General features: G+C 61.3%; 19 protein-coding genes. 9 read left to right on the top strand and 10 right to left on the bottom strand.

What is annotated here, in order from left to right:
• Positions 1–6: 6 nt before the first annotated feature.
• Positions 7–1182, bottom strand: a complete 1176-nt coding sequence (gene entC, locus ACOTW6_RS04220) for an isochorismate synthase EntC (protein WP_032608824.1) — start codon at positions 1180–1182, stop codon at positions 7–9.
• A gap of 188 nt (positions 1183–1370) precedes the next feature.
• Between entC and fepB the strand changes: the two genes are divergently transcribed.
• Positions 1371–2330, top strand: a complete 960-nt coding sequence (gene fepB / locus ACOTW6_RS04215; protein WP_121479212.1) for a Fe2+-enterobactin ABC transporter substrate-binding protein — start codon at positions 1371–1373, stop codon at positions 2328–2330.
• A 77-nt stretch (positions 2331–2407) separates the two neighbouring features.
• Here the strand turns inward: fepB and entS are convergent, their stop codons facing one another.
• The gene (entS, locus tag ACOTW6_RS04210) at positions 2408–3634 is read right to left on the bottom strand and encodes an enterobactin transporter EntS (protein WP_121479213.1); all 1227 of its coding nucleotides are present in this window, start codon (positions 3632–3634) and stop codon (positions 2408–2410) included.
• 108 nt (positions 3635–3742) lie between these two features.
• Here entS and fepD point away from each other — a divergent pair, with 108 nt between their 5' ends.
• From fepD to fepC, 3 genes are read left to right on the top strand one after another with little or no spacing between them, the layout of a single operon-like run.
• On the top strand, positions 3743–4747 hold the full coding sequence (fepD, locus tag ACOTW6_RS04205; protein WP_121479214.1) for a Fe(3+)-siderophore ABC transporter permease: 1005 nt from the start codon (positions 3743–3745) through the stop codon (positions 4745–4747).
• Entirely contained in the window at positions 4747–5736 is a 990-nt protein-coding gene (gene fepG / locus ACOTW6_RS04200) for an iron-enterobactin ABC transporter permease (RefSeq protein WP_072203935.1), read from the top strand. Before fepD ends, fepG begins: the two co-directional genes overlap by 1 nt.
• Positions 5733–6533 carry an iron-enterobactin ABC transporter ATP-binding protein gene (fepC, locus tag ACOTW6_RS04195; protein ID WP_121479215.1) on the top strand — a complete coding sequence of 267 codons (801 nt, stop codon included), beginning with the start codon at positions 5733–5735 and terminating at the stop codon, positions 6531–6533. Before fepG ends, fepC begins: the two co-directional genes overlap by 4 nt.
• 89 nt (positions 6534–6622) lie before the next feature.
• On the opposite strand, the gene entF is transcribed toward fepC, so the two are convergent.
• From entF to fes, 3 genes are read right to left on the bottom strand one after another with little or no spacing between them, the layout of a single operon-like run.
• A complete protein-coding gene (entF, locus tag ACOTW6_RS04190; RefSeq protein ID WP_121479216.1) occupies positions 6623–10480 on the bottom strand; it encodes an enterobactin non-ribosomal peptide synthetase EntF in 3858 nt (1285 codons plus the stop codon).
• Positions 10477–10689, bottom strand: coding sequence for an MbtH family protein (locus tag ACOTW6_RS04185; protein ID WP_062932231.1), 213 nt, complete (start codon positions 10687–10689; stop codon positions 10477–10479). Before ACOTW6_RS04185 ends, entF begins: the two co-directional genes overlap by 4 nt.
• A gap of 10 nt (positions 10690–10699) precedes the next feature.
• On the bottom strand, positions 10700–11899 hold the full coding sequence (gene fes, locus ACOTW6_RS04180; RefSeq protein WP_121479217.1) for an enterochelin esterase: 1200 nt from the start codon (positions 11897–11899) through the stop codon (positions 10700–10702).
• A 146-nt stretch (positions 11900–12045) separates the two neighbouring features.
• On the opposite strand from fes, the gene ACOTW6_RS04175 reads away from it, so the two are divergent.
• Both ACOTW6_RS04175 and entD read left to right on the top strand, forming a co-directional pair.
• Positions 12046–14286, top strand: coding sequence for a TonB-dependent siderophore receptor (locus tag ACOTW6_RS04175; protein ID WP_047052915.1), 2241 nt, complete (start codon positions 12046–12048; stop codon positions 14284–14286).
• A gap of 81 nt (positions 14287–14367) precedes the next feature.
• Positions 14368–15057 (top strand): enterobactin synthase subunit EntD, encoded by a 690-nt coding sequence (gene entD, locus ACOTW6_RS04170; RefSeq protein WP_121479219.1) that lies wholly within the window; start codon positions 14368–14370, stop codon positions 15055–15057.
• Here entD and ACOTW6_RS04165 read toward each other — a convergent pair.
• The 5 genes from ACOTW6_RS04165 to betT all read right to left on the bottom strand — a co-directional run bounded on the left by ACOTW6_RS04165 (position 14993) and on the right by betT (position 20669).
• Complete coding sequence (locus tag ACOTW6_RS04165; RefSeq protein ID WP_063133782.1) at positions 14993–15832, bottom strand: metal ABC transporter permease; 840 nt, start codon at positions 15830–15832, stop codon at positions 14993–14995. The two genes, entD and ACOTW6_RS04165, sit on opposite strands and share 65 nt — an antisense overlap.
• Positions 15826–16677 carry an iron/manganese ABC transporter permease subunit SitC gene (sitC, locus tag ACOTW6_RS04160; RefSeq protein WP_063133781.1) on the bottom strand — a complete coding sequence of 284 codons (852 nt, stop codon included), beginning with the start codon at positions 16675–16677 and terminating at the stop codon, positions 15826–15828. Before sitC ends, ACOTW6_RS04165 begins: the two co-directional genes overlap by 7 nt.
• Complete coding sequence (gene sitB / locus ACOTW6_RS04155; RefSeq protein ID WP_047052905.1) at positions 16674–17480, bottom strand: iron/manganese ABC transporter ATP-binding protein SitB; 807 nt, start codon at positions 17478–17480, stop codon at positions 16674–16676. The genes sitC and sitB overlap by 4 nt, the downstream gene beginning before the upstream one ends.
• A gap of 2 nt (positions 17481–17482) precedes the next feature.
• Positions 17483–18394 carry an iron/manganese ABC transporter substrate-binding protein SitA gene (gene sitA / locus ACOTW6_RS04150; RefSeq protein WP_062932236.1) on the bottom strand — a complete coding sequence of 304 codons (912 nt, stop codon included), beginning with the start codon at positions 18392–18394 and terminating at the stop codon, positions 17483–17485.
• A gap of 241 nt (positions 18395–18635) precedes the next feature.
• On the bottom strand, positions 18636–20669 hold the full coding sequence (gene betT, locus ACOTW6_RS04145) for a choline BCCT transporter BetT (RefSeq protein ID WP_062932237.1): 2034 nt from the start codon (positions 20667–20669) through the stop codon (positions 18636–18638).
• A gap of 128 nt (positions 20670–20797) precedes the next feature.
• Here betT and betI point away from each other — a divergent pair, with 128 nt between their 5' ends.
• Genes betI through betA form a run of 3 tightly spaced genes read left to right on the top strand, consistent with a single transcriptional unit; the run spans position 20798 to position 24549 of the window.
• Positions 20798–21385, top strand: coding sequence for a transcriptional regulator BetI (gene betI, locus ACOTW6_RS04140; protein ID WP_003858827.1), 588 nt, complete (start codon positions 20798–20800; stop codon positions 21383–21385).
• Between the two features lie 13 nt (positions 21386–21398).
• Positions 21399–22871, top strand: a complete 1473-nt coding sequence (gene betB, locus ACOTW6_RS04135) for a betaine-aldehyde dehydrogenase (RefSeq protein WP_062932238.1) — start codon at positions 21399–21401, stop codon at positions 22869–22871.
• 13 nt (positions 22872–22884) lie between these two features.
• The gene (gene betA, locus ACOTW6_RS04130) at positions 22885–24549 is read left to right on the top strand and encodes a choline dehydrogenase (RefSeq protein WP_062932239.1); all 1665 of its coding nucleotides are present in this window, start codon (positions 22885–22887) and stop codon (positions 24547–24549) included.
• The last annotated feature ends 75 nt before the right edge of the window (positions 24550–24624 follow it).

Raw genomic sequence — 24624 nt, 5'->3', positions numbered from 1 at the left:
TATTCCTTAGTGCAAACCAAACACGTTGAGCATGGTGGAGAGCTTCACGCCCGTCTCGCGCCACTCGCCCACCGGGGAGGAAGCAGGCACAATGCCCGCGCCGGCAAACAGGCGAACGGTATTTTGATGCAGACGCGCGCAGCGGATAGTTACCACCCACTCGCCGTTACCTTCGCTGTCGCACCAGCCGACAATGCCGCCGAACAGCTCACGATCGAACGGCTCCAGCTCGGCAATCAGCTCTTTTGCCGCCTGATGCGGGAAACCGCTCAGCGCTGGCGTCGGGTGCAGCAGGCAGGCCAGCGTCAGGGCGTTCTCGTTTTCACGCGCGTCACCTTCTACCGGCGTCGCCAGGTGCCACAGCGTTGGGGTGGTAATGAGCTGCGGGGAAGCCGGCATGCTCAGATGATGGCTGCGCGGTTCCAGAATGGTTTTCATCGCCTGGGTTACCAGGTCGTGCTCGTGACGGTCTTTTTCGGAGGCCAGCAGCTTAGTTCCCGCTTCGCGATCCAGCACATCGTCCGGCTGACGGCGCGCAGAGCCCGCCAGCGGCAGCGAGCTAAAGTGCGCGCCCTCTTTACGCAGCAGCAGTTCCGGGCTGGCGCCCAGCAGCACGCCGCCGTCTTCCAGCGGTACGTGGAAATTAAAGCTCGCCGGGTTCTGGGCGATAAGACGCTCCATCAGCGCGCTGCTATCAATCTGTTTGTCGGTGGCGATATCAATCAGGCGCGACAGCACCACCTTATTCACCTGCGGCGTGGCGGTGAGCGACGCGGCGCGGGCGACCATCTCCTCGAAAACCGGCTGCGGCGGGATCTCGGTGCGCTGTTGCACGTTCAGCGTCTGCGCGCCGGAGGCGTAGCGTGCGGACTGCTGACGCGCCGGGCGGGAGAAGGTTTGCCAGCGTTGCGGAATAAACAGCGATGACGGTTTGCGGGTATCGAAGGGGATCGCCCCTACCATCACCGGATGAGCAATGCCGCTGTTTTTCGCATTCCGGAAAGCCTGAGCTAATTTCTGCTGGAAAGGACCCGCCGGATCGTCACCGCCGACGGCGGGTTCAGAAAAACGGGCAAAACAGCCGGACGTGGTGAAACTGCGGTAAGGCGACATAAAGAAAAAGCTGTCTGCTTGCAGCGTGGTCGCGGTGTGCTGAACTTCCTCAGCCAGGGACGTGTCCATATCATCCTCCTTAAAATGATAAAAGAAGCAATAATGATTATCATTTATATTTTCGTCGGCTAACCTAATCCCACATCGCCCCGCTGTCAACCGTCGGGCAAATAACTTGTGCGACAAACGCTTGCATCCCTTCCCCACAGCCCTGAAAATGAGAAGCATTATCTTCAATAAAATCAGGATGCCGCTCTGTGAAAATCGCTGCCGTTTGCCGCAATGCCCTTCTTTTAACAGGACTTTTTGTTTTAGGACTAACCTCAGCCATCGCCGCCGACTGGCCGCGTCAGGTCACCGACAGCCGCGGCGTTCATACGCTTGAGAGCAAACCGACGCGCATTGTCTCCACCAGCGTGACCTTAACCGGCTCCCTGCTGGCCATTGACGCGCCGGTCATTGCCAGCGGTGCGACCACGCCGAACAACCGCGTGGCGGATGCGCAGGGCTTTTTACGTCAGTGGGGCGATATCGCGAAGCAGCGTAAGGTTGCCCGGCTGTACATCGGCGAGCCGAGCGCCGAAGCGGTCGCGGCGCAAATGCCGGACCTGATTTTGATCAGCGCCACCGGCGGTGATTCCGCGCTGGCGCTCTACGACCAGCTTTCCGCCATCGCCCCGACGCTTATCATTAACTACGACGACAAAAGCTGGCAGGAACTGCTGACCCAGCTGGGGACGATCACCGGGCAGGAAACACAGGCCGCAGAGCGCATCGCTGCCTTCGATAAACAGCTCGCCCAGGTGAAGCAGCAGATGAAGCTGCCGCCGCAGCCGGTGAACGCCATCGTCTACACCGCCGCGGCGCACACGGCGAACCTGTGGACGACAGACTCGGCTCAGGGCAAGCTGCTGCACCAGCTGGGCTTTACGCTGGCCGACCTTCCCGCCGGGCTGCACACCTCGAAAAGCCAGGGCAAGCGTCACGACATTATTCAGCTGGGCGGGGAAAACCTGGCGACGGGGCTGAACGGCGAAGGGCTGTTCGTGTTTGCCGGCGACCAGAAAGACGTGGACGCGATTTACGCCAATCCGCTGCTGGCGCATCTGCCGTCGGTCAAGAACAAGCGCGTCTGGGCGCTGGGAACGGAGACGTTCCGCCTGGATTATTACAGCGCGTTGTTGGTGTTGCAGCGTTTGAATTCAATTTTTAAATAAGAGGCACGTTTCCCGTAGGCCCGGTAAGCGCAGCGCCACCGGGCGTTTTGTCGGGTGGCGGCTACGCCTTACCCGACCTACAGATTCTGCCTGAACCGACGCAACTCCACCAAAACCGCCAATAAAATTACGCCAACCACGGCTAACACAAACCCGCTGCTGCTCGCCGACGCCACCGGGGTCATTATCGCCCCCAGCCCGCCGAGGATCGCTGCGCCAATCGCATCGCCCGTGACGTTCTGCGCCGTCCACAGGCCGTTAATGCGCCCGAGCATCCCTTCCGGCGTCTGGGTCTGGATCAGGGTGTACTGTAAAAGAGAGCTGACCGCGCTCAGCCAGCCAAAAATCACCAGACACATCACCCCCAGCGCCCACACCGGCATCAGGCTGAAGAAACCAATCGCGATAAACGAGGCCAGCGTCGCCACCAGCATGATTAACCCCGGTCTCGCGCTCTGCGCCAGGTTTCCGCTGGTCAGCGCCCCGCACGCGGCGCCGAGCGGAATGGCGGCGTACAGCACGCCAATCTCTGAGGCGCTCATCTGCCACTCGCCCGCCAGCGCCGGGTACAGCACGCGCACGGCGCTCGCCATCGTCAGCAGGCCGCCGAGCAATGCAATGCCGCCAATCAGCGGGTTGCTGAACAGGAAACGAATCGCGGCCATCAGGGACTTCAGCGGATGCTCGCGCGGCTGCGGCGGGGGTGGCAGGAGCGGCAAACGCAGCAGCGTCAAGGTGGTGATAAAGGTTCCCGCCGCGGCAAGGCCGTAGTTCCACGCCACGTTGCCGGTCGCCAGAAGCAGGCCGCCGACCATCGGCGAAATCACCGATCCCAGACGCACGGTGAGCATGGTGATCGCCCCCGCCTGCATCAGGTTCTCGCGCCCGACCAGCGCGGGGGTCGCCGCCAGCAGCGCCGTCACGCCTAACGAGGCAAAAAAGCCGTCCCACAGGCCCAGGGCATAAATCGCCATCAGCGACGGCTCCGGCAGCATGGCGTTCAGACACAGCCCGACAAAGCCCACCCCGCAGGTGCCACGCGCCAGCAGGATAAGCTTTTTACGCTCGTAGCGATCCGCCAGCACGCCGCCCACCATCAGACCGATAAACATCGCCCCGCCGGTTAAGGTGACGGATAACCCCACCAGCCAGCTGGAGTGGGTCATGGACTGGATCTGGACGGGCACGGCAACCCCAAGCAGGCCGAGGGACAAAATAGAGATAAAGCGGGCGATAAAGACGGCGCGAAACGCCGGGTGCGTCTTAAGCAGGCTGAGGTTAAGCAGCCAGGATTTTTGATTCATGACAAGGCCTTGAGTCTATTTCTACCAATTCCATGGGCGCACATGCTAACATAGCCAAATAAGATAGATAACGATAATCACTATCATTATCAAATCATGGATGTTGCTATGTCGTTTTCCTCTTCTGCGGTGCGCGCCATTGCCGTGCCTGTTTTATTGCTACTGCTAATCCTTGCGATTGCACTCAGCCTGCTGGTCGGCGCAAAACCGCTGCCCGCGTCCGTTATTGTCGATGCGCTCTCCGGTACCTGTCAGAGCGCCGACTGCACCATCGTGCTCGACGCGCGCCTGCCCCGCACCCTTGCCGGACTGCTGGCCGGCGGCGCGCTGGGCCTTGCCGGTGCCCTGATGCAAACCCTTACCCGCAACCCGCTGGCGGACCCCGGCATTCTCGGCGTTAACTCCGGCGCCAGCTTTGCCATCGTGCTCGGCGCGGCGCTGTTCGGGTTAACGTCCCCCTCTGAACAGCTGGTGATGGCCTTTTGCGGCGCGCTGGCGGCCTCGCTGGTGGTGGCGTTTACCGGCAGCCAGGGCGGCGGACAGCTCAGCCCGGTACGTCTGACACTGGCGGGCGTGGCGCTCGCGGCGGTGCTGGAAGGCTTGTCCAACGGCATCGCCCTGCTCAACCCGGACGTGTATGACCAGCTGCGCTTCTGGCAGGCCGGTTCGCTGGATATCCGTACCCTTGAAACCCTGAAAGTGGTGGCATTCCCGGTCATTATCGCTGCCGCTGTGGCGCTGTGTTTAAGCCGGGCGCTCAACAGCCTGAGCCTCGGCAGCGACACCGCGACCGCACTCGGCAACCGCGTGGCGCGCACGCAGCTGACGGGCCTGCTTGCCATCACCGTGCTGTGCGGCAGCGCGACCGCCGTCGTCGGGCCGATTGCCTTTATCGGCCTGATGATGCCGCACATGGCGCGCTGGCTGGTGGGGGCGGATCACCGCTGGTCGCTGCCGGTGACGCTGCTGGCGACCCCAGCCCTGCTGCTGTTTGCCGACGTACTGGGCCGCCTGCTGGTGCCGGGTGAATTGCGCGTCTCGGTGGTCAGCGCCTTTATCGGCGCGCCGGTGCTGATCTTCCTGGTACGACGCAGACGCGGGGGTGGCGCATGATGGCCCCGTCCCGTCGATTACTCACCAGCGTCGCCCTGCTGGTCGTCGCCAGTCTGCTGCTGGCGGTCTGGAGCCTGCAAAGCGGTGCCGTAACGCTTGATTTCGCGCAGGTCTTTCATGCTCTCACCGGCAGCGCGCCGCGTAACATCACCATGGTGGTCACCGAATGGCGACTGCCGCGCGTGGCGATGGCGATCCTGGTTGGCGCGGCGCTTGGCGTCAGCGGCGCGATATTCCAGTCGCTGATGCGTAACCCCCTCGGCAGCCCGGACGTGATGGGCCTGAATACCGGCGCGTGGAGCGGCGTGCTGGTGGCGATGGTGCTGTTCGGGCAGCATCTCATGGCCATTACCTTTACGGCGATGGCGGGCGGCATTCTCACCTCCCTGCTTATCTGGGCCCTGGCCTGGCGCAACGGCATCGACACCTTCCGCCTGATCATCATCGGGATCGGCATCCGCGCGATGCTGATGGCGTTTAACACCTGGCTTCTGCTACAGGCGTCGCTGGAAACCGCACTCTCCGCCGGGCTGTGGTACGCCGGTTCCCTCAACGGTCTGACGTGGGGAAAAACCTGGCCCGCCGCGCCGCTGATTATCCTGATGTTTATTGGCGCGTTGCTGCTGGTCAGGCGCATGCGGCTGCTGGAGATGGGCGACGACAGCGCCTGCGCGCTGGGCGTGAGCGTAGAGCGCTCGCGCCTGATGCTGATGCTGGTGGCGGTACTGCTGACCGCTGCCTCTACCGCTATCGCCGGGCCGATCTCGTTTATTGCCCTTGTCGCGCCGCATATCGCGCGGCGACTTAGCGGCACCGCGCGCTGGGGATTAACCCAGGCAGCGCTGTGCGGCGCAGTATTACTGCTGGCCGCCGATCTCTGCGCTCAGCAGCTGTTTACGCCTTATCAACTGCCGGTGGGCGTGGTGACCGTCAGCCTCGGCGGGATTTACCTCATCGTCTTGCTCGTTCAGGAGTCACGCAAGAAATGACAGATTCAACACCCCGCTTGCGCGGCGAAAACTTGACCCTCGGCTACGGTAAAAAAATCATTGCCCGGGACTTATCCGTTGCCATTCCGGACGGCCACTTCACCGCCATTATCGGGCCGAACGGCTGCGGCAAATCGACCCTGCTGCGCACGCTGAGCCGCCTGATGACGCCGGTTGAGGGCAGCGTGTTCCTCGACGGGGAGCAGATCCAGCGCTTCGCCAGCAAAGAGGTGGCGCGCCGAATTGGGCTGCTGGCGCAAAACGCCACCACGCCGGGGGATATTACCGTACAGGAGCTGGTCTCCCGCGGGCGCTACCCGCACCAGCCACTGTTTACCCGCTGGCGCAAGGAGGACGACGAGGCCGTGAAGCGCGCGATGCAGGCGACGGGCATCACCGATCTCGCCCGGCAAAGCGTCGATACCCTCTCCGGCGGACAGCGCCAGCGCGCGTGGATCGCGATGGTGCTGGCACAGGAAACCTCGATCATGCTGCTGGACGAGCCGACGACCTGGCTGGATATCAGCCATCAGATTGACCTGCTGGAGCTGCTGAGCGAGCTGAACCGCACGCAGGGGTACACCCTGGCGGCGGTGTTGCATGATTTAAATCAGGCGTGCCGCTACGCGACGCATCTGATTGCGCTGCGCGACGGCGAGATTGTGGCGCAGGGCGCGCCGAAGGAGATTGTGACGCCGGATCTGATCGCGCGGATCTACGGCATGCGCTGCATGATTATTGACGATCCGGTGGCGGGTACGCCGCTGGTGGTGCCGTTGGGCAAGCGTGCGGTCTGATGCCCTCACCCCGGCCCTCTCCCACAGGGAGAGGGAGCAAACCATCCCCTCTCCCCGTGGGAGAGGGTTAGGGTGAGGGGCTTTAAACGTTACCCCAAAATTTCCTTCAGTACCGGCCCAATCTTCTCAAACGCCTGCGGTGAAATAATATCCACGTGGGCGCAGTCCTGGCTGTATACCTCCAGCTCACCCACCCAGGGTGCCCACGCGACCTGCGGATCCATCGTTCGCGTTCGCTCGGCGACAAACAGCGTCGCTTTACCGTCAAACCGCGCGCTGTGTGCCGTAGTGAGCAGCCGCACCGCGTCCGCATAGTTACCTTCAATGGCGTTAAACAACTCGCTTGAGCCCTGCCCCTGCTGGGCGGCGATAAACGCCTGACGTTCCCGCTCGATCTCCGCCAGCACCTCCGGATCGAGGCCGTTGGCCTCTTTCTCCGCCCAGTTCTGGGTTTCCGGCGGCCAGGTATCCAGCAGGCCGAGGAATGAAACCTCTTCACCCTGCTCGCGCAGACGCGCCGCAATGCCCTGCGCCAGCGTGCCGCCGAGGGAATAGCCGAACAGATAATACGGTCCCTGCGGCTGCTGCTTACGCAACGTGTTCAGATGATGTTCGATCACCGCATCGAGATCCGCACACTGCTGCATCGGCCCGTCCGGGCGCGGCGACTGAATGCCGACGATTGACCAGCGCGGGCTGAGATAGCGCGCCAGGACGCTAAACTGCCAGGCAAAGCCGGACGCCGGATGGAAGCAGAACAGCGTCGGGCCGTTGCTTTCACGCAGCGGGAGAACAGTTTCATACCCCAGACGCTGCGCCTGCTCGTCGCTCATCTGCGAGTCCAGCAGGGCGCTAAGCTTACTCACCGTGGAGGCGACCATAATCTGCCCCGGCGTGACCTTGCGGCTGAACGCACGGCTGAGCTGAGCCGCGAGGCGCATCGCCAGCAGCGAGTGGCCGCCGAGGGCAAAGAAATCGGCTTCGATATCGTTCACCGCGCAGCCCAGCAGGGCAGAAAATGCCTGCGCCACGGCGACTTCGGTTTGCGTCTCGGGCGCGCGACCGGAAGTTTTGCTGGTCAGCTCCGGCAGCGGCAGCGCTTTGCGATCCAGCTTGCCGTTGGCGCTCAGCGGCAGCGCGCTGATTTGCAGCAGCACCACCGGCACCATATGCGGCGGCAGCCGGGCTTTAAGTGATGCAAGCAACGCGTCGCGATCCAGCGGTAAGCCGGATTCGGAGACAACGTATCCCACCAGCTGGCGGGCATCGCCGCCCGTAGCAGCCGCCTGGTTGAACACGCAGGCGTGCGCCACCGCCTGGGCCACGTCAGGCAATGACAGCATCGCCCGGTCGATTTCGCCCAGCTCAATGCGCTGCCCGCGGATTTTCAGCTGATCGTCGCTGCGGCCGAGATATTCCACCGCGCCGTTGTCCAGCCAGCGGGCAACGTCCCCGGTGCGGTACATTCGCTCGCCGGGGGCAAACGGATCGGCGATAAAGCGGCTGGCGGTAAGGTCGGGGCGTCCCAGATACCCCTGCGCCAGCTGAATGCCGGTGAGATACAGATCGCCCGCCACGCCGAACGGCACCGGGCGCATCATCGCGTCCAGAATGCGCAGCCCCGTATTCCACACCGGGAAGCCGATCGGCACGCTGTTCCCTTCCACCGCCGCCAGCTCGGGGCCGTACGCCGGATACCAGCTGACGTCCACCGCTGCTTCGGTCGGGCCATAGAGGTTGTGCAGCGGCGCCTGGGTGAGCTGTTCCCACTCGCGACACAGCGCAGTCGGCAACGCCTCGCCGCTACAGAACACCTGCTTTAGCGTCCTGCAACAGTGGACGTTTTCCGGCGTCAGCGAGGCGACGAACGCCGCCAGCATCGACGGCACGAAGTGGGTGGTGGTTACGCCATATTCTGCGAAGAAGCTCTGCATCGCCTGCGGATCGCGGTGCGCGTCCGGCTCGGCCATCACCAGCTTCGCCCCGGCGATAAACGGCCACCAGAACTCCCACACCGACACGTCAAAGCTGCACGGCGTTTTCTGCGCCACTACATCATGCGCCGCCAGTGGATAATGATCCTGCATCCACTTCAGGCGGTTAACGATGGCGGTATGGCCGACCATCACCCCTTTTGGACGTCCCGTCGAACCGGAAGTAAAGATGATGTACGCGGTCTGCTCCGGCGTCGCCAGGCGCAGAGGTTCAGGATCGGTGGCAGGTAATAGTGTGTTGTAACTAAAAGTAGCGATCGGCAGATCGTTAAAGCGCGGAAGCTGCTCGTCGGTGGTAATGAGCAGCGACGGCTTCGCGTCCTCCAGCATCATCCGCAGACGGTCGTCCGGGTAACCGGTATCCAGCGGCAGCCAGGCGGCGCCTGCTTCAACAATCCCGTGCAGCGCCAGGGTCAGGAACACCGAGCGCGGGAGCGCCACCGCCACGCTGTCGCCCGGCTTCACGCCGCGCGCGCGCAGCAGGTTTGCCAGCGCGACCACCTGCTCGCGCATCTGGCGATAGTTCAGTTCAGTATGGGCATCCGCCAGCGCGGGGGCGTCCGGCGTTTTGCTCGCCTGCTCCGCCACAAGATCCGCCAGCGTGGTGGACGGCAGCGCCAGCCCGGTATCGTTGATGCGCGCCAGCCGGGCGTATTCCTGCTCTGATACGGTTTCCACGTCGCCACAGCGCAGGTCCGGATTGGCGGCAAACTGCGTCAGCATTGCGTTCAGGCGCGCCGCGTGCCCCTTCAGCGTCGCCTCGTCGTAACGCTGCCCGTTGGCGAGGATCTCAATACTCAGTCCGCCCTGCTCGTCCGGGAACAGCGCCAGCTCCAGATCGTTCACCGGGCCGGTCGCCAGCGTGTGGGTAATGGCCTCCACGCCGTCGATATCCAGCTGATAATCGAACACCTTGACGTTCAGCACCGGACCAAACAGGGCTTCATCGCCTGCGGCACGCCCGCTGTCGCGCACGATCTGCTCAGCGTCGTAGCGCTGATGGCGGCGCATCTTTTTCAGCTGGTTCGCCAGGCGCAGCGCCAGCGTCGGCAGGCTCTCCTGCGGATCGATATTGACCGCCAGCGGCAGGACGTTGAGCACCGGTCCGGTCGCGGTCAGCGCGGCGGAGCCCATGCGGCGCATAAAGATAAACCCGGCGGCGTAGTCCAGCCGTCCGGTCAGGCGGCCCAGCCACAGCGCCACCAGCGCAAGGGCCAGATCGGTACGCTGCGCCTGGCCTGCCATCTGTGCAAGCTGGCTGAACGCACGGCCGTCCATCGCAATTTTCAGGCGCAGAATGTCGGTAGTGGCGGCGCGTCCCGGCAGCGGCGCGGAAGAGAGCGAGACCGGAGAAGGAAGCTGTTTGCGCTGCTCGGCCCAGAAAGCACCGTCGCGCTGATACGCCTCGCTGTCGCGATAGCGTTGGTATTCCTCCACCACCTCGGCGAACGGGGTAAACGGGGAGGCGGGCGCGGGTTCACCTTTCTGCCACGCAGCGTAAATGGCGGCGATCTGACGGGTAATAGCCGGGAAACTGAAGCCATCCACCACCAGATGATGATACCGCTGATACCAGTACCAGCGGTTTTCTCCCACCTGAATCAGCTGGTGAAACGCCAGCGGCTGACCGCTGTCGACGCGCAGGTTCTGGTTGAGATCGGCCTCCATCAGCGCCACGGCGGCGTCGTGGGAGTCAACGCGCACGATGGACGGCTCCGGCAGGATCATGGCCTCATCGATCCACTGCCATACCTCACCGTTATCTTCGGTAAAACGCATCCGCAGGGTGTCGGCCTGCATCATGCCTTCAGCGATGGCTTTTGCCAGCAATGGCGCATCGATAGCGCCTTTCAGTTCGGTGTAGTGCGCGACGCTCCAGGCGTTTGGCAGGGAGGAAAGCTGCTCTGCCATCCAGATCCCCGGCTGGGCGGCGACAAGAGGGAGACGGTTCATGCGCGCTCCCCCGCAAAATAAGACGGCTCAAGCGTCTGCCACTGTTCCGCCAGCCACTGCTGGCACGCCTCCTGAGATTGCGGTTCGCAGACCACGCGCCAGCCCGCGGGCAACTCGCACTGCTGCGGCCACAGGCTGTACTGCCCCTGGTCATTTTGCAAAATGGCGAACTGTCCCTGCGGATTATCGAAAGGATTGCTGAATTCCATACAGACTCCGTTATTGAATAAGCGGCTGCCAGAGGGTCATCAGCCCCTGCGTCAGCCCACCGCGCCAGCAAAGCGCATCGTGTCCGCCGTCAACCTGACGCCAGAAAACCGGTTGCTGAGTGTGTAGTTCGGCGAGGATCGCCTGGTTTGCGCGCAAGATAAGCGGCTCGTTGCGCCCGGCCTCAAGGACGATGCGCAGCCCGCGAGCGGTTTTTTCACCCGCTTTGAGTTGTTCGATGAGCAGCCCGTCCTGCTGCGCGCCGCGGTGCGGCCACCAGTAGGATCCGGACTGGCTGAGAATGCAGCCAAAACGCTGCGGCCAGTTGAGGCCCGCGTAGAGGGAGGAAAGGCCGCCGAAGCTCTGGCCCGCCACCACGGTATGGTCGGCGCGGTCACTGAACGGGGCCATGCTTTTCACCTGCGGGAGAAGTTCGTCCTGCACCGCCAGCCAGAAATCAGGGTTACACGGCAGCTCGCGGCTGCGGTGTGCGGTGTCAATCACGTCGATTAAGACATAGACCGCAGGCGGCAGTTTGCCTTCATGGGTGAGCGACGCCAGCGCAGGCCAGACGGGCATGCTTTCGGCCCAGAACTGCCCGTCGAGCAGCACCGCCAGCGGGCGCTTAGGGCTTTCATCCCCGGTGGTAAAAATCCATACGCGGCGACGGTTCTTCAGACGCGCGCTGTGCCACTCAATGCAGACAGGCTTTTTGTAAGGGGTATCGGGATGGTTCCAGCCGGGCTGTACGGGCGCCTCCGGCATCTCCAGCGCCGAGACGGCGTGCCCGCGCCCGCCGCGCCAGCTCTGGGCATTCAGCGGGTCGGACACCGCGTGCGGCAGCAGTTTGCGCCAGCCTTCCCGCAGCGCCATCCGGTCCGGCTGCTCGCCGTCAAACACTGCGCTGGCAAAATCGTTTTCATTGTCGGAGGGGATAAAACAGTAGCTGCCGCGCCATTCCGGGCTGAACTCGCCCTGCCACTGCCAGACGTCGGTATCCGGGATACGTTCAAGGGACTGCGGGCGGGCATTTTGATGGTGATCGGTCACGCCGGTGACGTAAAGCCAGACGCGTTTCACCGTCGACGTTTTCTGCGTTCCCGCCGGGTCCCGCCACCAGAATGTCACGCGATAGTTTTCCTGCTGACGTTCCCGTTCCGGCCCGTTTTTCGCCTGCCACCACGCTTCACTTCCGGTTGTTAACGCCGTCACCCTTATAACCCCATGTTTAACAGTCTTTTTTGTTGCAGAGCAAATTTTATTGATAATATTATTGATAACTATTTTCATTTGCAATAGCGTAATGCCCGCGCTGTGGGAAGCGCGCTCATTAAATAACCATAAAAGCGGGACGTACAATGAATAAGAAGATTCACTCTCTGGCCTTGCTGGTCAATTTAGGGATTTATGGTGTCGCGCTGCCCGCCATGGCAGACGACAACACCGCCTCCGCGCAGCACGAAGACACCATGGTGATCACCGCCGCCGAGCAGAATTTGCAGGCGCCGGGCGTGTCGACCATCACCGCCGACGAGATCCGCAAAAACCCGCCCGCGCGCGACGTGGCGGAAATCATCCGCACCATGCCGGGCGTTAACCTGACCGGCAACTCCACCAGCGGCCAGCGCGGGAACAACCGTCAGATTGACATTCGCGGCATGGGCCCGGAAAACACCCTGATCCTGATTGACGGCAAGCCGGTTACCAGCCGCAACTCCATCCGTCTGGGCTGGCGCGGCGAGCGTGATACCCGCGGCGATACCGGCTGGGTCCCGCCGGAGATGATCGAGCGCATCGAAGTGATCCGTGGCCCGGCTGCTGCCCGCTACGGTAATGGTGCTGCGGGCGGCGTGGTGAACATCATCACCAAAAAATTCGACGACCAGTGGCACGGCTCCTGGAACACCTATCTGAACGCACCAGAGCATAAAGACGAAGGTTCCACCAAACGCACCAACTTCAGCCTGAGCGGCCCGCTGGGCGGGGATTTCAGCTTCCGCATGTACGGTAACCTGGATAAAACCCAGGCCGACGCGTGGGACATCAACCAGGGTCATCAGTCCGATCGCACGGGCGCTTACGCCAACACCCTGCCCGCAGGCCGTGAAGGGGTGGAAAATAAAGACATCAACGGCGTGGTGCGCTGGGACTTCGCACCGATGCAGTCGCTGGAGTTTGAAGCGGGCTACAGCCGCCAGAACAACCTGTATGCGGGTGACACGCAGAACACCAACAACGACAACGCGCTGGTGAAGAAAAACTACGGTAAAGAGACTAACCGTATCTATCGTCAGAACTTCGCGGTGACCTGGAACGGCGGCTGGGATAACGGCATCACCACCAGCAACTGGGCGCAGTACGAGCACACCCGCAACTCTCGTCTGGGTGAAGGGCTGGCGGGCGGTCTGGAGGGCCTGTTCAACAGCAATAAGTTCACCGATACCGATCTGGCCGACGTGATGCTGCACAGCGAAATCAACCTGCCGATTGATTTCATTGTGAACCAGAACCTGACGCTCGGCACCGAGTGGAACCAGCAGCGCATGAAGGACTCGACCTCCTTCTCGCAAACCCAGCAGGGGGGCACCATCCCGGGCATGAGCGAAGACCGTAGCCCGTACACTTCAGCGGAGATCTTCTCCCTGTTTGCCGAAAACAACATGGAGCTGACCGACAGCACCATGCTGACCCCTGCCCTGCGCTTCGACCACCATACTATTGTCGGCAATAACTGGAGCCCGTCCCTGAACCTGTCGCAGGGTCTGGGGGATGACTTCACCCTGAAGATGGGCATCGCGCGCGCCTATAAAGCGCCGAGCCTGTATCAGACCAACCCGAACTACCTGCTGTACAGCAAAGGCCAGGGCTGCTACGCCAGTTCCGACGGCGTGGGCTGCTACATGATGGGTAACGACGATCTGAAAGCGGAAACCAGCATCAACAAAGAGATTGGCCTGGAGTGGAAACGCGACGGCTGGCTGGCGGGCGTGACCTGGTTCCGCAACGACTACCGCAACAAGATTGAAGCGGGCTACGCGCCGATTGGCCAGACGTCCACCGGCAAAGTCACCACCGATATCTACCAGTGGGAAAACGTGCCGAAGGCGGTAGTGGAAGGTCTGGAAGGCTCCCTGAACGTGCCGGTCAGCGACACCATCAACTGGACCAACAACATCACCTACATGCTGCAAAGCAAGAACAAGGAAACCGGCGATCGTCTGTCGATCATCCCGGAGTACACGCTGAACTCCACCCTGAGCTGGCAGGTACGTCAGGATGTGTCATTGCAGTCGACCTTCACCTGGTACGGCAAGCAGCAGCCGAAGAAGTACAACTACAAAGGTCAGCCGGTGACCGGGTCTGAGAAAGACGAAGTCAGCCCGTACAGCATCGTTGGCCTGAGCGCGACCTGGGACGTGACCAAAAACGTCAGCCTGACCGGCGGCGTGGACAACGTCTTCGACAAACGCCAGTGGCGCGCAGGTAACGCCCAGACCACGGGTAATACCACGACGGGTGCGTATATGTACGGTGCGGGTGCGTATACGTATAATGAACCGGGCCGTACCTGGTATATGAGCGTGAATACGAGGTTCTGATATAGGCAATGACTTCCCCCTCTCCCTGTGGGAGAGGGCCGGGGTGAGGGCATCAGGCCGCACAATACTGAAGGGAAAACCATGCACACCACCCACAGCACATTTTCTCTCGCCGGCCACACCCTCCACCGCATCACCTTCGACCCCACCACCTTTACCGACGCCGATCTCCTCTGGCTACCCCATCACGCCCAGCTCGCTGACGCAGGACGCAAACGCAAGGCCGACCACCTCGCAGGCCGCATCGCCGCCGCGCACGCCTTACCTGACCACACCATGCCCGCCATCGGCCCCAGCGGGGAACCGCTCTGGCCGCAAGGTATTTCCGGCAGCATCACCCACAGCGGCACGCAGGCGATAGCCGTCGTCACGCAATACCCGGCGCTTATCGGCATCGACTGTGAAACGCTCCTCTCCGAAAACGAAGCCAGGGAAATCAAAGACGGCATTATTGATGCGCAGGAAGAACCTGTGCTTTCCCGCTCGCGATACCCGTTCGCCCTCGCCCTGACGCTGGTCTTCAGCGCCAAAGAGAGCCTGTTCAAGGCCCTCTTTCCGCAGGTGAAATCATATATGGGTTTTGACTGCGCCCGCGTAACGGTGCTCGATGCACAAACGATTACGCTGGTATTGACCCGTCAACTGGCAGGCTTTAACGAAGGCACCGCCTTCACCCTGCACTGGCAGCAGCACGGCGAACAGGTCATCACCCTGCTGTCACACGTTCCTGGCGACGAACCTTCACGCTGGTCACCACAAACGTCACGATAAACACCATCGCGAACAGGACCACAATGGTCGGTGCAGGCGCGCTGTCGAGATAAAACGAGGCATACACGCCGCTTACCGACACCAGCGCTGAAACGGCGACCGCCACCAGCAGCGCCATGTGAAAGCGTCGGGTAATCAGCACCGCCACCGCGCCGGGCGCAATCAGCAGGGAAATCGACAGAATAATCCCCACCGCTTTCAGCGTTGCCACAATGGTCAGCGAGACCATACACAGTAAGCCGTAGTGCAGCCAGCGGGTGCGCAGGCCGCTCGCCTGCGCCTGCTGATAGTCAAAGCAGAACAGCAGAAAATCGCGCCACTTCAGGCCAATCACCAGCGCAATCAGCCCCGCGACGAGACCGCTTTGCAGAATGTCCATCCCGTTAATACCCAGCATATCGCCGAACAGAATGTGGTCGAGATGCACCTCAGGTTTGACGGCGATATAGAGGATCAGCCCGGCGCCGAACATGCCGGAAAAGACGATCCCCATGACCGTATCCTGCTTGATGCGGCTGTTATCCTTCAGGTATCCGGTGGCGACCGCGCAGAACAGACCGGCCACGAATGCCCCCAGCGCCAGCGGCAGGCCCATCATCCAGGCCAGCACGACGCCGGGAAACACCGCGTGGCTCATGGCGTCGCCCATCAGCGCCCAGCCTTTCAGCACCAGAAAAACCGACAGCAGCGCGCAGGGCACGGCCACCAGGAGTGAAATCAGCAGCGCGTTGTTCATAAACGCAAACTGGAACGGTTCGAGAAGCAGCGTCAACATGGGTGTGCCTCCCGCGCCCGACGACGGCTGGCAAGCAGACCGTGCTTCGGCGCAAAGACGAACGCCAGCAGGAACAGCAGCGTCTGGGCGACCACGATAATGCCGCCGGTGGCACCGTCCAGGTAATAGCTGGCCCACGCGCCGAGGAAGCTGGTGATGCTGCCAATGGCGACGGCAATCATCAGCAGGCGCGGGAAGCGGTCGGTCAGCAGCCACGCGGTCGCGCCGGGCGTGACCACCAGACAGATCACCAGAAACGCGCCGACGGTTTGCAGCGCCGCCACGGTAGAGACCGCCAGCAGCGTAAAGAAGAGAATTTTCAGGCGTTCCGGGCGCAGGCCGATGGCGCGGGCGTGGTTCTCATCAAAAAAGGTCACCATCAGATCTTTCCATTTGAACAGCAGGATAACCATCGACACTACGCCGATAATCGCCAGCTGGACGATATCTTCCGGGGCGATAGCCAGAATATTGCCGAGGACGATGGTCTGAATGTTCACCGATGTCGGGTTGAGCGAGACCATAAACAGCCCCAGTCCGAAAAAGGAGGAGAAGATCAGCCCGATAATGGCGTCCTCCTTCAGACGGCTGCGCTGGTTGAGAAACAGCATGCTGCCCGCCGCCAGCCCGCCCGATAAAAACGCCCCCAGCGAGAACGGCAGCCCGAGCATATAAGCACCCGCCACGCCTGGCACGATGGAGTGCGACAGCGCATCGCCGATCAGCGACCAGCCTTTGAGCATCAGATAGCAGGAGAGAAACGCGCACAGCCCGCCTACCATCGCCGAGACCCACATCGCGTTGAGCATGTACTCGTAGCCGAAGGGTTCGAGAAGCGCGTTCATTTGGCCTCCTGACGGTGCGTGACGAAGGGGCGCTCGTCGTCGGTAATAATGCGATCTTCCGAACCGCTGAGCACCACGTGGCGCAGCACGCCGCTGAAGGCGTGCTCAAGATTCTCGGCGGTGAAGGTGGTTTCCGTCGGGCCGCTCGCCAGCACGGTGCCTTTGACCATCACCGTGTAATCGCAGAATTCTGTGACCGAGCCCAGATTGTGGGTCGAGACCAGCATGGTTTTGCCCTCGTCGCGCAGCTCCCGCAGCAGGCTGATGATCCTGGCTTCGGTTTTGACGTCCACGCCGGTAAACGGCTCGTCGAGCAGGATCACTTCGCCCTGCTGGGCAATCGCCCGCGCCAGAAACACGCGCTTCTTTTGGCCTCCGGACAGTTCGCCAATCTGCCGATGGCGCAGCTCAAGCATATCCACGCGCTTCAGGGCATCGGTGACGATCTGCTTATCGCATTCTTTGGGCCGACGCAGAAACCCCATATGCCCGTAGCGGCCCATCATCACCACGTCTTCGACCAGCACCGGAAACGACCAGTCGACCTCTTCCGACTGCGGCACGTAGGCGACCAGGTTCTGACGCAGCGCCTGGTGAGGCGGCAACCCCAGAATGGAGATAGTGCCGCTCGCCGCCCGCACAAACCCCATCACCGCCTTAAACAACGTGGACTTGCCGGAACCGTTCACCCCCACCAGGGCGGCAATCGATCCGCCCGGCACGCTGAACGACGCGTCACGCAGCGCCGTGTGGCCGTTGCGGTAGGTCACGGTCACGTCGGTTACAACAATCCCCTTCTGCATGGTTACTCCTTCATCCCGTCACGGATGCCCTGCACCAGCGTGCGGGTGGTGACGTTCAGCAGATCGATATAGGTCGGCACCGGACCGTTTTCCGCGCTCAGGGAGTCAACGTACAGCACGCCGCCGTAGTGGGCGCCGGTTTCCCGCGCCACCTGACGGGCGGGTTTATCCGAGACCGTGCTTTCGCTGAACACCGCCGGGATGCGATGTTTTTTCACCAGATCGATAACCTTGCGCACCTGCTGGGGCGTGCCCTGCTGATCGGCGTTGATCGGCCACAGGTACAGCTCCTTCAGGCCCAAATCCCGCGCCAGATAGGAAAAAGCGCCTTCACTGGTCACCATCCAGCGCTTGTCTTCCGGGATCTCCGCGACCTGCTTGCGCAGCGGTGCGAGAGTGGCGGTGATCTTCTGCTTGTAGGCTTCCGCATTGCGCTGGTAGGTCTGGGCGTTGGCCGGATCGTACTTCACCAGCGCGTCGCGGATGTTATCGACGTAAATCAGGGCGTTGTCCGGCGACATCCACGCGTGCGGATTGGGTTTGCCGTTATACGGCCCTTCGCTGATGCCCATCGGGGTGATGCCTTTGGTGACAATCACCTCCGGCACGCCGTTCAGATGCTGATAAAAGCGCTGGAACCACAGCTCCAGGTTCATGCCGTTCGCCAGGATCAGCTGCGCCTTCTGCGCACGTTTGATATCGCCCGGGGTGGGCTGGTATTCGTGAATTTCCGCGCCCGGTTTGGTAATGGAGGTGACCTCTGCGGCATCCCCCGCCACGTTTTTCGCCATATCAGCAATAACGGTAAAAGTGGTGATGACCTGGAACTTTTCAGCCGCCAGCGCGCCGGTCGTGGTCGCGGTCATGAGTAGCGCGCCGAGCAACAGTCGCTTCAATCCTTGCCGTGGATGCATCGCAGAAGTCTCCTGAGGTGATTAAAATCAAAGCAAAATTAGCCTGTGCTATAAGGTATAGCACAGGCTATATTTAAATGAAAATAATTATCATTAAAGTTGTGTCAATGAAGGGCGTGTCTGATGGCGCTTCGCTTATCAGGCCTACGGAAAAGCAGTTTTGGAGTTTTGTAAGCCGGGTAAGCGCAGCGCCACCCGGCAAAAAATGGCTGGATTTTTAATTAAAGGAGTTTGTCATTACTTAAACATCCGGGAACATCACGCTATTCCCCGGCGCTTCCCTGTGCAGATGGATAAAGTTCAGGTGCCGTTCATACTGATCCAGAATGTCCGTGATCACCTGCTCCTTGCTGTAATCCATCAAATCATTCCCCTGGCTGCCTTCCAGCAAAAACGTCTCAAGCCGGTAGTAGGTCGACTTCCCGCTGCGCGCCCGGTAGGTGAACCCGGGTACCGAATACTGCTGCGGCCAGATCTGATAGACAAAGTTCTGCTCGTCGCCCATGTGCACCAGCAGATCCAGGTGCCCCAGATTTTCGCCCTCCTCCGGCGGCAGGTTTTTCAGCTCCACGTAGGCGCCACGCAGCTTCAGCTCCTGGGCCACCTCTTCCATCGCTGGGAAGCAGACCGTCTCCATCATCTGTTTGGTGTAGCGCGTGCCAGGGTAGTTCATCAGGCGCGAGAGGCGTTTTTTCCAGCTCAGCCTGTCCTGCGCGCCCAGCGGACGCGGGGCGGTGTCGCGGCTGGCGCTGACGCGGCGGTAGTCTTCCACCTTAAGCGATTTATACAGCCCGGCCATCACGAAGAAGATCACGAAGCTGAACGGCAGGCCCATGATCACCGTGGTGTTCTGCAACGCAGAGATACCGTTGGTCATCAGCATGCCGAGCGTCAGCAGGCCGATGGCGACGGACCAGAAGATGCGCAGCCAGTTCGGCGCGTCGCTGTTAATGTCCTTCAGCTTCGAGGTGAAGTTCCCCAGCACCAGCGCGCCGGAGTCCGCCGAGGTGACGTAGAACAGCAGACCGGTAATGGTCGCTACCGACGCGCTAAAGGTAAACGCCGGATACTGCGCCAGCAGGCTGTAGAAGCCGCGCTCCGGGTGCGCCATCGCTTCCTGGGCGAAGGTCGCGTTGCCGTGAATGATCTCATGCAGCGCGCTGTTGCCGAAAATCGACAGCCACAGCAGGGTAAAGGTGAACGGGATGATCAGCGTGCCCATCACGAACTGGCGGATGGTGCGCCCACGCGAAATACGTGCCAGGAACAGGCCGACAAACGGCGACCACGCCACCCACCACGCCCAGAAGAACAGCGTCCAGTTGTTCATCCACTCTGTCGGACGGTCAAAGGCGAAGCTGTTCAGCGTCATGCCCATAAAGCGGTTCACGTAATCACCCACGTTCAGCACTAAGGCATTGAGCAGGAAAGAGGTGTCGCCCATAAACAGCACGAACAGGATCAGCCCCAGCGCCAGCGCGACGTTCAGTTCGGAGAGCACGCGAATCCCTTTATCCACGCCGGAGGTCACCGAGATGGTGGCGATAATCACCGACAGCGCAATCAGCGCCGCCTTCGCCGCCATCGAATCCGGGATGTCAAACAGCACGCTCAGCCCGTAGTTAAGCTGCACCACGCCAATCCCGAGCGTGGTGGCGATGCCGAAGATGGTGCCGATCACCGCCGCGATGTCTACCGTGTGACCAATCGGGCCGTTGATCTTTTTGCCGAAAATCGGGTACAGCGCGGAGCGGATGGTAAGGGGCAAATTATAACGATAGCTAAAGTATCCGAGCGCCATGCCCATCAGGGCATACATCGACCAGCCCGTCAGGCCGTAGTGGAACAGTGTCCAGACCATCGCCTGGCGCGCGGCCTCCATCGTCTGCCCTGCCCCTTCCGGCGGCTGCATATACTGCGTAACCGGTTCCGCCACCGAGAAGAACATCAGGTCGATGCCGATACCCGCGGCAAACAGCATCGCGGCCCAACTCAGCAGGCTGAACTCGGGCTTGGACTGCTCCGGCCCGAGCTTCACCGACCCAAAGCGCGAGCAGGCAATGCAGACCACGAAGACAATATAGAGCGTCGCCGCCAGCAGATAGTACCAGCCGAAGGTCTTCGACACCCAGTTCAGGGTGCGCCCAATCCACTCGGCAGAAAAATCACGAAAGAAGATCGTCGTCAGGGAAAACAACAAAATCAGCCCGGCGGACGTATAAAAAACGACCGGGTTGATTTTGTCTTTTTCTCTGTCCTGTGAAAGGTCTGTCATCCAGTATCCCCACTGTTTTTGTAACTATTGAAATCCAAAATCGCAACAATTAAGACACATTTTATATTGAACGTCCAATCAAAAACCGCTTTAATAGTTAACCAACGCTGATGAATGGAGTGGCAAAAATGCCCAAAGTGGGGATGCAGCCGATCCGGCGCAGGCAGCTAATCGATGCCACGCTGGAAGCAATTAATGAAGTGGGAATGCATGACGCAACCATCGCGCAAATCGCCCGTCGGGCGGGCGTGTCCACGGGGATCATCAGCCACTATTTCAAAGATAAAAACGGTCTGCTGGAAGCAACCATGCGCGACATCACCGGTCAGCTGCGCGACGCGGTATTAAGCCGTTTACGCGCCCTGCCGGACGGCAGCGCAGAGCAGCGTTTGCAGGCGATTGTTGGCGGCAATTTTGATGAAACCCAGGTCAGCGGCGCGGCGATGAAGGCCTGGCTGGCCTTCTGGGCGAGCAGCATGCATCAGCCGATGCTCTACCGTTTGCAGCAGGTCAGCAGCCGTCGGTTGCTCTCAAACCTGGTGTACGAGTTCCGCCGCGAGCTGCCGCGTGAACAGGCTGAAGAGGCGGGCTACGGGCTCGCCGCACTGATTGACGGGCTGTGGCTGCGCGCTGCGCTCAGCGGCAAACCGCTGGATAAAACCCTGGCCCAGTCGCTCACCAGCCACTTTATCAGCCAGCATCTACCGACCGATTAACCGAGGAGAATTTATGTCCCGAATGGCAGAACAGCAGCTTTATATCAATGGTGGTTATACATCCGCCACCAGCGGTCGCACCTTCGAGACCATCAATCCGGCGAACGGTGAAGTTCTGGCAACCGTGCAGGCCGCCGGGCGCGAAGACGTGGACCGCGCCGTCGAAAGCGCAAAACGCGGGCAAAAAATCTGGGCGGCGATGACCGCCATGGAGCGCTCGCGCATTTTGCGCCGCGCCGTCGATATCCTGCGCGAGCGCAACGACGAGCTGGCAACGCTGGAAACCCTCGACACCGGTAAAGCGTTTTCCGAAACCTCGACCGTGGATATCGTCACCGGTGCAGACGTGCTGGAGTACTACGCGGGGCTGATCCCGGCGCTGGAAGGCAGCCAGATCCCGCTGCGCGACACCTCGTTCGTCTACACCCGCCGCGAGCCGCTGGGCGTGGTGGCGGGCATCGGCGCGTGGAACTACCCGATCCAGATCGCCCTGTGGAAATCCGCCCCGGCGCTGGCGGCGGGCAACGCGATGATCTTCAAGCCGAGCGAAGTGACCCCGCTCACCGCCCTGAAGCTGGCGGAAATCTACACCGAGGCGGGCCTGCCGGACGGCGTGTTTAACGTCCTGCCGGGCGTGGGCGCAGAGACCGGCCAGTTCCTGACCGAGCATCCGGGCATCGCCAAAGTCTCCTTCACCGGTGGCGTGGCCAGCGGCAAAAAGGTGATGGCGAACTCGGCGGCCTCGTCCCTGAAAGAGGTGACGATGGAGCTGGGCGGTAAATCCCCGCTAATAGTATTTGACGACGCGGATCTGGATCTCGCGGCAGATATCGCCATGATGGCGAACTTCTTCAGCTCCGGCCAGGTGTGCACCAACGGCACCCGCGTGTTCGTGCCCGCGAAGGTCAAAGCCGCGTTTGAGCAAAAAATCGTCGAGCGCGTGGGCCGCATCCGCGCGGGCGACCTGTTCGATGAAAACACCAACTTTGGCCCGATGGTCAGCTTCCCGCATCGCGACAGCGTGCTGCGCTACATCACCAAAGGCAAAGAGGAAGGCGCGCGCGTGCTGTGCGGCGGCGACGTACTGAAGGGCGACGGCTTTGATAACGGCGCGTGGGTGGCCCCGACCGTGTTCACCGACTGCACCGACGAAATGACCATCGTGCGCGAAGAGATCTTCGGCCCGGTGATGTCCATCCTTACCTATGACACTGATGAAGAAGCCATTCGCCGCGCCAATGATACCGACTACGGTCTGGCGGCGGGCATCGTCACCGCCGATCTGAACCGCGCCCACGGCGCCATTCATCAGCTCGAAGCGGGCATCTGCTGGATCAACACCTGGGGCGAATCCGCCGCAGAGATGCCGGTGGGCGGCTACAAACACTCCGGCATTGGCCGCGAGAACGGCGTCATGACGCTTCAGAGTTACACCCAGGTGAAGTCCATCCAGGTTGAGATGGGTAAATTCCAGTCCATATTTTAACCGGGAGGTTTATTTGCAATTTGACTACATCATTATCGGGGCCGGCTCTGCCGGCAACGTTCTGGCAACACGATTGACTGAAGATCCGAACACCACCGTCCTGCTGCTTGAGGCGGGCGGGCCGGACTACCGCTTTGACTTCCGCACCCAGATGCCTGCTGCGCTGGCCTTCCCGTTGCAGGGTAAGCGCTACAACTGGGCGTATGAAACCGAGCCAGAGCCTTTCATGAACAACCGCCGCATGGAGTGCGGACGGGGTAAAGGGCTGGGCGGCTCGTCGCTGATCAACGGCATGTGCTACGTGCGCGGCAACGCGATGGATCTGGACAACTGGGCGAAAGAACCGGGTCTGGAGCACTGGAGCTATCTCAACTGCCTGCCCTACTACCGCAAGGCAGAGACCCGCGACGTGGGGCCGAACGACTACCACGGCGGCGACGGTCCGGTGAGCGTCACCACCTCTAAGCCGGGCGTGAACCCGCTATTTGAAGCGATGGTAGAGGCGGGCGTGCAGGCGGGCTACCCGCGCACCGACGATCTCAACGGCTATCAGCAGGAAGGCTTCGGCCCGATGGACCGCACGGTCACGCCGCAGGGCCGACGCGCCAGCACCGCGCGCGGCTATCTGGACCAGGCCAAACCACGCCCGAACCTGACCATCCGCACCCACGCCATGACCGATCATATAATCTTTGACGGCAAGCGCGCGGTGGGCGTCGAGTGGCTGGAAGGCGAAAGCACCATTCCGTCAAAAGCGACAGCGAAGAAAGAGGTACTGCTGTGCGCGGGCGCTATCGCGTCTCCGCAGATCCTCCAGCGCTCCGGCGTGGGCAACGCTGAACTACTGAAGCAGTTTGATATCCCGCTGGTGCATGATTTACCCGGCGTGGGGGAAAACTTGCAGGATCACCTGGAGATGTACCTTCAGTATGAATGTAAGGAGCCGGTCTCCCTCTACCCTGCCCTGCAATGGTGGAACCAGCCGAAGATTGGCGCGGAGTGGCTGTTTGGAGGCACAGGCGTGGGCGCGAGCAACCACTTCGAAGCGGGCGGGTTTATCCGCAGCCGCGAGGAGTTCGAGTGGCCGAACATTCAGTATCACTTCCTGCCGGTGGCGATTAACTACAACGGCTCGAACGCGGTGAAAGAACATGGCTTCCAGTGCCACGTTGGCTCCATGCGCTCGCCGAGCCGCGGCCACGTGCGCATCAAGTCGCGCGATCCGCACCAGCATCCGGCGATCCTGTTCAACTATATGTCCCACGAGCAGGACTGGCAGGAGTTCCGCGACGCGATCCGCATCACCCGCGAGATCATGCACCAGCCTGCGCTGGACAAGTATCGCGGTCGTGAAATCAGCCCGGGCATCGAATGCCAGACCGACGAACAGCTGGACGAGTTCGTGCGTAACCACGCCGAAACCGCCTTCCACCCGTGCGGCACCTGCAAAATGGGCTACGACGAAATGGCGGTGGTCGACGGCGAAGGCCGGGTTCACGGGCTGGAAGGGTTACGCGTAGTGGATGCGTCGATCATGCCGCAGATTATCACCGGCAACCTGAACGCCACCACCATCATGATTGGCGAAAAGATTGCCGACGCCATTCGCGGGCGCGAGCCGCTGGCGAAGAGCACGGCGGCGTATTATGTGGCGAACGGGGCGCCGGTTCGCCGCTGAGTGCGAACGTCTCCCCTCACCCCGGCCCTCTCCCAAAGGGAGAGGGTGTCATCGTCCCCTCTCCCTTTGGGAGAG

This window comes from Enterobacter cloacae complex sp. IR5403 (assembly GCF_049238705.1).
Taxonomy (GTDB): Bacteria; Pseudomonadota; Gammaproteobacteria; order Enterobacterales; family Enterobacteriaceae; genus Enterobacter; species Enterobacter hormaechei_C.
This window is presented reverse-complemented; position numbering and strand designations above follow the sequence as displayed.